We start from the raw sequence: 6,511 nt of genomic DNA, 5'->3' as shown, positions 1-6,511 counted from the left end.
GGTACCAGGAGAGATCCGGTACCGGCCCAGCGGCTGCCCGCGGTGCCGTGACGACCGCCCAGTGCTACCCCGCGGTGCCCTGCCGACCGCCCGGCGGCGCTACGCGGAGCGTGTCCGGTGGCCGCGGCCGGAAGCGTGGTCCCGTCACCACCACCCGAAGGCGAAGCACGCCAGGGCGGGACCGACCACCACGGACACGAGCCCGCACCGCAGGAGTTGACGGAAGAGCGGCGTGCGGTCCTCGGGCTTCGCGGCGCCGAGGATCAGCCCGCCCGTGATGCCCAACGGGTTGATGTCGACCAGGATCGAGGCCAGCGCGACCGCGAGCACCGCACCGACCGGCGAGGCGCCCTCGGCGACCACGGCGGGAACCAGCGGGATCGTGGTCGCGAAGACCGCGATGGAGCTCGCGGCGAAGGACGTGACACCGGCGATGTAGCAGAGGACGAGCAGGCTCAGCATCGGAGAACCGTCCACCCGCAGCAGATCGCTGATCCGGGTGAAGGCACCCAGGTCCTGCATCAGCCCGACGTAGGTGAGCAGTCCGCCGATGAGCAGCACGATGTTCCACGGGATACGGGAGATGATCTCGTTCGGATCCAGCCGGAGCGCGAGCTGCTGGACGACCGCGGCGGTGAGCCCCAGGTAGCCGATGTTGATGTCGAAGCCGACCGACAGCACCACCACGGCGAGCAGGCATCCCAGGGTCAGGTAACGGCCCCGGGCCGGCGAAGGCGCGCGACCACCGGCCTCCTCGCCGGCGGGCTTCTCGGCGTCCCGCGAGGCGCCGTCGGGTGAGGCGCCGTCGGGTGAGGCGTCGAGATTCGCGTCCGGCTCGCCGACCGGCGTGAGACGGCCGCGCGGCATGGTTCCGGTGCGGTATCCGAACACGAGACATCCGGAGCAGATGACCAGGCCCGCCAGCAGCCCGCCGAGGAAGAAGGCGACCGGGGCGGAACCGGGCAGGTCGAGCCCCATCTTCTCGCCCAGGTTGTTGGCGCTGGTGCCGAACACGGCCAGGGGCGAGAGGAGACCGCTGATGATTCCGGTGATGCCGAGGACGGCCGCGATGAACGGGGGTATCCCGTACCGGGCGGCGAGCCCCAGCGCGATGGGCGCGACGATGGCGGTGGCGGCGGCCGGGAGGGTGCCGATCGCGGTCAGCACGGCACCGACCAGGAACGGCACGAGCGCGACCAGCAGCGCACGCCCGCCGACCATGCGGAGCACGCCGTCGAGGAGCCAGTCGAGCGTGCCGTTGATCTGGGCGACGGCGAACAACGCCGTGATCCCGACCAGCAGGACGAAGAAGTCGCCCGGGAAGAACGCCGTCACCTCGTCCGCGGTGCGATCGGCGGCGAGACCTACGAGGAAAGCGGCCGGCAGGGCCGCGAGCCCGATGTTGAACCTCGGGACGAGCGTCGCCAGGAAGAGGGCGACGAGAACGACGATGGAGACGTCGGCCATGGACATCGGTGAGTCTCCCCGGATCAGATGACGCCGCGGACGGCGAGGTCGTCGATGGCGGCGGGTCCGAGGCCGAGTTCGCCGAGTACGGAACGGGTGTGCTCGCCCAGGTGCGGCGCGCTGCGGTCGACGATCTGGCCGAATCCCGAGAACCGTCCGGCGGAGCCCTGCACCAGGCGGGTGCGTCCGTCGTGCTCGTCGGTCACCTCGACCACCGATCCACGCTCCCGCACATGGGGATCGGCGCAGATGTCGGCGGCGGAGTTCACGGGTCCGCAGGCTACGCCCGCCTCGTCCAGCAACGCGGTCAGGGGTGCGAGATCGTGGTCGGCCACCCAGGCGGCCACCCGCCCCTCGATCTCCGCGCGGTGCTCGATCCGGGCCGACATGGTGTCGTACGCGGCGAGGTCCGGGGCGTCCATGGCGACGACCAACCGGCGCCACATCTGCTCCGTCGACGCGGGCAGGGCCATCCAGCGTCCGTCGCGGGTGCGGTAGAGGTTGTTGGGGCTGATGTGCGGATTCTCGTTGCCCTGGCGTTCCCTGACCTCGCCGGTCTCGCCGTAGTCGACGATGAAGTCCTCCATCATCCGCAACAGCGGCTCGTACAGACCGATGTCGGCCAGCTGGGGTTCGCCCGTCAGGTCGCGCTGGCGCAGTGCGAGCATCGCCGCGAAGGCCGCGTAGATCCCGGTGACCCCGTCGGCGACCGGATAGCCCGCGAACACCGGCGGACCGTCGGGGAATCCCGTGCGATGGGTCAGCCCGGCGAAGGCCTCCGCGACACGGGCGAAGCCCGGGCGCTCCGCATACGGGCCGGTGCGCCCGAAGGCGCTCACGTGCACCATGACGAGGTCGGGCCGGTGGGCGAGAAGGTCCTCGAAGTCGATGGAGAACCGGCGCAGGGTCGCCGGCCGGAAGTTGGTGACCACCACGTCGGCAGTGGCGGCGAGCCGGCCGACGAGGCCGGCGGCCTCCGGGTGGTGCAGGTCGATCGTCACGCTGGACTTGTTGCGGCCGACGACCGCCCAGCCGGCGGAGACGCCGTCGTCGTCGAGCGGTGGGTAGCCACGCGCGGGGTCACCCGCACCGGGCTGTTCGACCTTGATCACCTCGGCGCCGAACTCGGCGAGGAGGGAGGAGGCCAGGGGGCCGGCGAGGACGGTCGAGATGTCCAGGACACGCACGCCATTGAGAGGTCCGGGCACGGGAAATCCTTTCACGAGCAATCAGCACGTCACGGCGATGCGTGACCCGCGTCACGATGTCGTGGTGCGTCCGCTGCGGGAAGATGCCGCCCTCTGGATCCGGTGATAGCCAATGGCAATACCCTGGGTCGATGCGAGTCGAACGCGCCCGGTACTTCCTCGCCGCGCTGCGCACGGGGTCCCTCCGCTCGGCGGCGGCGGCCTGCGGTGTCAGCCAGCCCACCATTGGACAGCAACTCACCGTGCTGGAAGAGGAGTTGGATGTCGTCCTGCTGACCCGGAGTCCGGGAGGCGTGCGCGCGACTCCGGCCGGTGAGGCGCTGGTCGGCCCGTTCACCCGTCTCGTGGCGGCCGAGGACGCCGTGCGCGAGGCGGCGCTGGCCTCCAACGGGACCTACCAGGGCAGAGTGTCCATCGGCGGCGGCTCGGTGACCGTGGAGACGATCGTCGCCCCGGTCGTCGGGCGGCTGCTCGCGGACCACCCGGGCTTGCGCTTCTCCGTGCGCGAGGGACCCTCGGGCGACATCGAGAGCGCGGTGCTGGGCGGCGACCTCGACCTCGGCGTGGTCACCACACCCGACGAACCCGCCCCGAGCGGTCTCGCCCGCAGGCGCCTGATGACGGCACCGCTCGGCGTCCACACCCGGCCCGACCATCCGCTCGCCCAGCGCGGCGAGGTGACATGGGAGGACCTGGAACACCTTCCGATCGTCACCATGAGACCCGGCACCGTCCTGCACCAGCGGCTGCGCAAACACCTCCCCAAGGGACAGGTGATGGTCGAGGCGATGTCGGCGCGCACCGTGCAGACCATGGTCGCCCGAGGTGCCGGGATCGGGCTCCTCGCCCGATTCGACACCCGGCAGCCGGCCGGCGACCTGACCTGGCTGCCGCTCGCGGACACGGAGCCGGTCGAGGTCAGCCTGGTCCAGCGCGCCGACAGCCAGCCGTCCCGGTCCGCCATCGTCGTACGGCGGCTCATCACCGCCCGCGCCGACGAGCTGGCGGGACGCCAGGCCTGAGCACACCGGGGTGCCTCGGGCCGAGGCCCCGGGCAGCGCGCGGAGAGCGACCGTGTGCGAAACTCGGCGATCATCCCAGCGGAGCGGGAGGCCCCCCGGCATGTCGGACGTGACGGTGGCCCCCGTTCACCTGGACGCGGTCGTGGGCGGTCTGGCGGCGAACCCCGCGCTGCCGCCCGAAAGCGTCCACCGGCTCTTCGCCCACCGCAGGGGATTCGGAGAGATCGCCAAGCGCCCTGACCTGACCGACGACATGATCGGTGCGATCATCGCCGACGGCGACCACTGGCTCACCTACTCGCTCGCCCTCAACAGGGCCCTCCCGCACGCCTACCGGATGACGCTCGCCGGGCATCCGGACCCGGGAATCCGTGTGGCCGTCGCGGTCGCAGCGGCCGACGCACCGCGAGAACTGTTCGAGCGACTGCTCGCCGACCCGGATCCGCGGGTGCGCGGACAGACGGTGGAGAACGACCATGCTCCGGAGGATCTGCGCGCCCGCTCGGCGGCCGACCCGGACCCCGGAGTCCGGGCCACGCTCGCCCAGTGGTGGCCCGGGGCTCCCGAAGCGGTACGCCGCGTCCTGCTGACCGATCCCGACGACTCGGTACGCGCGGGAGCCTGCTCGACCTACTACCGGCGGCGTCCGCATCCCGTTCCGCCCGCCGATCTGGTCCCTGCCCTGCTGGCCGACCCGGTCACGCGCGCCGGAGCGGTACGCCACACCACGCTGGACGCCGAAACCGCTTCCCGACTGGCCGACGACCCGGACGAGGACGTGCGCGGGGAACTCGCGGCGCACCCCCGACTCCCGTCGTCGGTGCGCGACGTACTGGCCGAGGACCCCAGCGCGCTCGTCGGGCTCCGTGTCTTCGCCCGCCCGGACACCCCGCCCTCGACCCGTGCCGCGATCCACGCGAGGATCGTGACCCGCGGCTCCGACTGGCTCGCCGGCGACCTGGACGACGACGCGCTGGAACGGGAATCGACGCACCACCTGGCGCGGGCGGAACTCCGCTCACTGCGGCTCCCGTGGGTGACGGCCGACCCCCTGCCGCACGTGGACTCGCCCTACGCCTGCTTCCGCGCGTCGGCCGCCATGTCCGACCGCCTCCCCGAGCAGGTCGTGGCCCGGCTGCTCCACGACGAGGAGAGCGACGTCCGTACGACGATGGCTCTGCACGCCCGCGACCGGATCGATCCCGCGACCGCCGAACGCATCGACCGGGGCCACCGACCGGCCAAGAGAATGCGGTGGCGTCCGGCCGACGCATTCCCCCTCCCCGCAGGCGTTCTGCGCCGACTGGCCACCGACCCCGAACCGAGAATGAGGCAACTGGCCACCCGGGACCCGGATCTGCCGTCGGAACTCCTTGGCGTTCTGGCGGCGGATTCCGATCAGGGGGTGCGCCGAACTGTCGCGGCCCATCCCTCGGTTCCGCTCCGGGAACTGACACGGCTGCTGGCCGATCCGTCGGAACAGGTCGCGACCGCGGCTGCCGCCAACCCTGTTCTGCCGCCCGCGGAGATGCACCGGCTTCTCGCTCTCGCCGGACTGTGAAGGAAACCGGCGTGCAGCGATGCCGTCACGGCACCTCACGGGGCGTCTTTCAACCGCCCGACACCGCCGTCGTCGTGAAGCGGTCGCCGCAGACGCGGGGATCGGCGGTCCGCAGGGTGAGCGCCCGGGTGGAGCCCGGCGGATAGACCTTGAGGTAGTCGGGCCGACTCCAGCACGGGGAGTCGGAGACGCCCTCGTTGGTGGTGTGCAACGTGGCCTCGGCCGTAGCGCCGGGGCCGATCGCCGTACGCGTACCGGCCGTTCCCTCATGCGTGGCCGGGACGCCGACCGCGCTGCCGTCGCGCCGGATCAGCGAGACTCCGGGGTAACCCGTCAGCGTGCACGTCTCCTTGGACGTGTTGGTGAAAACGAGCCGGTAGTAGACCTGCCCCGCACCCGCGTCGGCGGGAGACAGGCTCACGGTCAGCGTCTCGGCCGCGCACCGCTGCGCGGCGCTCGCGCCACCGGCTCCGGAAGTCGCGGAGGGCGCGGTGGGGTCGGACGGTCCGGAGGGCGCCGGGGCGGTCTCCGATGCCGAAGGGCTGCCCGCGGTCGGTTCGCCTGACGCGATGGGCGCTTCGGGTGTGGCCCCGCCGGCGACGGAGCTGCTCGCACCGGCCGGTTCGGTCGAGTCGCTGCCGCTGCAACCGGCCGCCGCGAGCGCGATCGAGGCGGCCAGGACCGGGACGACGCCGAAGCGGCGGCACCCACCGGAACGAGGCGTACGCGTGCGGGGCCCGGGCCCGGGGGAGCGGCCGGCGGACGGTGTGGTGGTGCGCGGGGAAGAGTCCATGTCTCCCGCCTGCTCGGTCCCGCGCCGTGTGAACCTCCCCGACGTGGAACAGGACCGGAATCGGTACCGGAACGGGAAGTACCTCGCACGCAAACGTACGAACCGGGGCTTGTACGGCTCCGAGGCGCGCGCCGGAACGCACGAATCGCGCCGCGCGCCCGGTCCTGGGACCATGGAGCGGTCGGAACAGCAGCTTCCCGACGGTCCCGATCCAGCTGGAGGTGGCCATGTCATCGAAGCGTCGGCGTAAGAAGAAGGCCCGTCGCAGGCATCCCGCGAACCACGGCAAGAAGCCCCAGACCTGACGACCCGTCCCGCGCCCCTTCACCCCTTTCGCGTCTCCCGCACTCCACGATGCTCGTGCGGGGCGCACCACGGACAGCGGGACGGGACGGCTTCTGACGTGCCTGGCCCTGCCTGGCCTGCCACGACCCGGGTTCGGCCCGCCGCACACCTGCGG

The 6,511-nt window shown here is 72.0% G+C and carries 5 protein-coding genes; 2 read left to right on the top strand and 3 right to left on the bottom strand.

Annotation, left to right across the window (positions count from 1 at the left end):
* Positions 1–144: 144 nt before the first annotated feature.
* A complete protein-coding gene (locus tag ACFWEP_RS29655) occupies positions 145–1,473 on the bottom strand; it encodes an SLC13 family permease (RefSeq protein ID WP_387374606.1) in 1,329 nt (442 codons plus the stop codon).
* 17 nt (positions 1,474–1,490) lie between these two features.
* Positions 1,491–2,675: a CaiB/BaiF CoA transferase family protein gene (locus tag ACFWEP_RS29650; protein ID WP_387374604.1), complete on the bottom strand. Its 1,185-nt coding sequence runs from the start codon at positions 2,673–2,675 to the stop codon at positions 1,491–1,493.
* A gap of 131 nt (positions 2,676–2,806) precedes the next feature.
* On the opposite strand from ACFWEP_RS29650, the gene ACFWEP_RS29645 reads away from it, so the two are divergent.
* Together ACFWEP_RS29645 and ACFWEP_RS29640 are read left to right on the top strand one after the other, a co-directional pair.
* Positions 2,807–3,697, top strand: coding sequence for a LysR family transcriptional regulator (locus tag ACFWEP_RS29645; RefSeq protein ID WP_387374602.1), 891 nt, complete (start codon positions 2,807–2,809; stop codon positions 3,695–3,697).
* Positions 3,698–3,797: 100 nt separating this feature from the next.
* Positions 3,798–5,258, top strand: a complete 1,461-nt coding sequence (locus ACFWEP_RS29640) for a hypothetical protein (protein ID WP_387374601.1) — start codon at positions 3,798–3,800, stop codon at positions 5,256–5,258.
* Positions 5,259–5,307: 49 nt separating this feature from the next.
* On the opposite strand, the gene ACFWEP_RS29635 is transcribed toward ACFWEP_RS29640, so the two are convergent.
* Positions 5,308–6,051, bottom strand: a complete 744-nt coding sequence (locus ACFWEP_RS29635; RefSeq protein ID WP_387374599.1) for a DUF4232 domain-containing protein — start codon at positions 6,049–6,051, stop codon at positions 5,308–5,310.
* Positions 6,052–6,511: the final 460 nt, after the last annotated feature.

The organism is Streptomyces sp. NPDC060198 (assembly GCF_042728415.1).
Lineage (GTDB): Bacteria > Actinomycetota > Actinomycetes > Streptomycetales > Streptomycetaceae > Streptomyces.
This window is presented reverse-complemented; position numbering and strand designations above follow the sequence as displayed.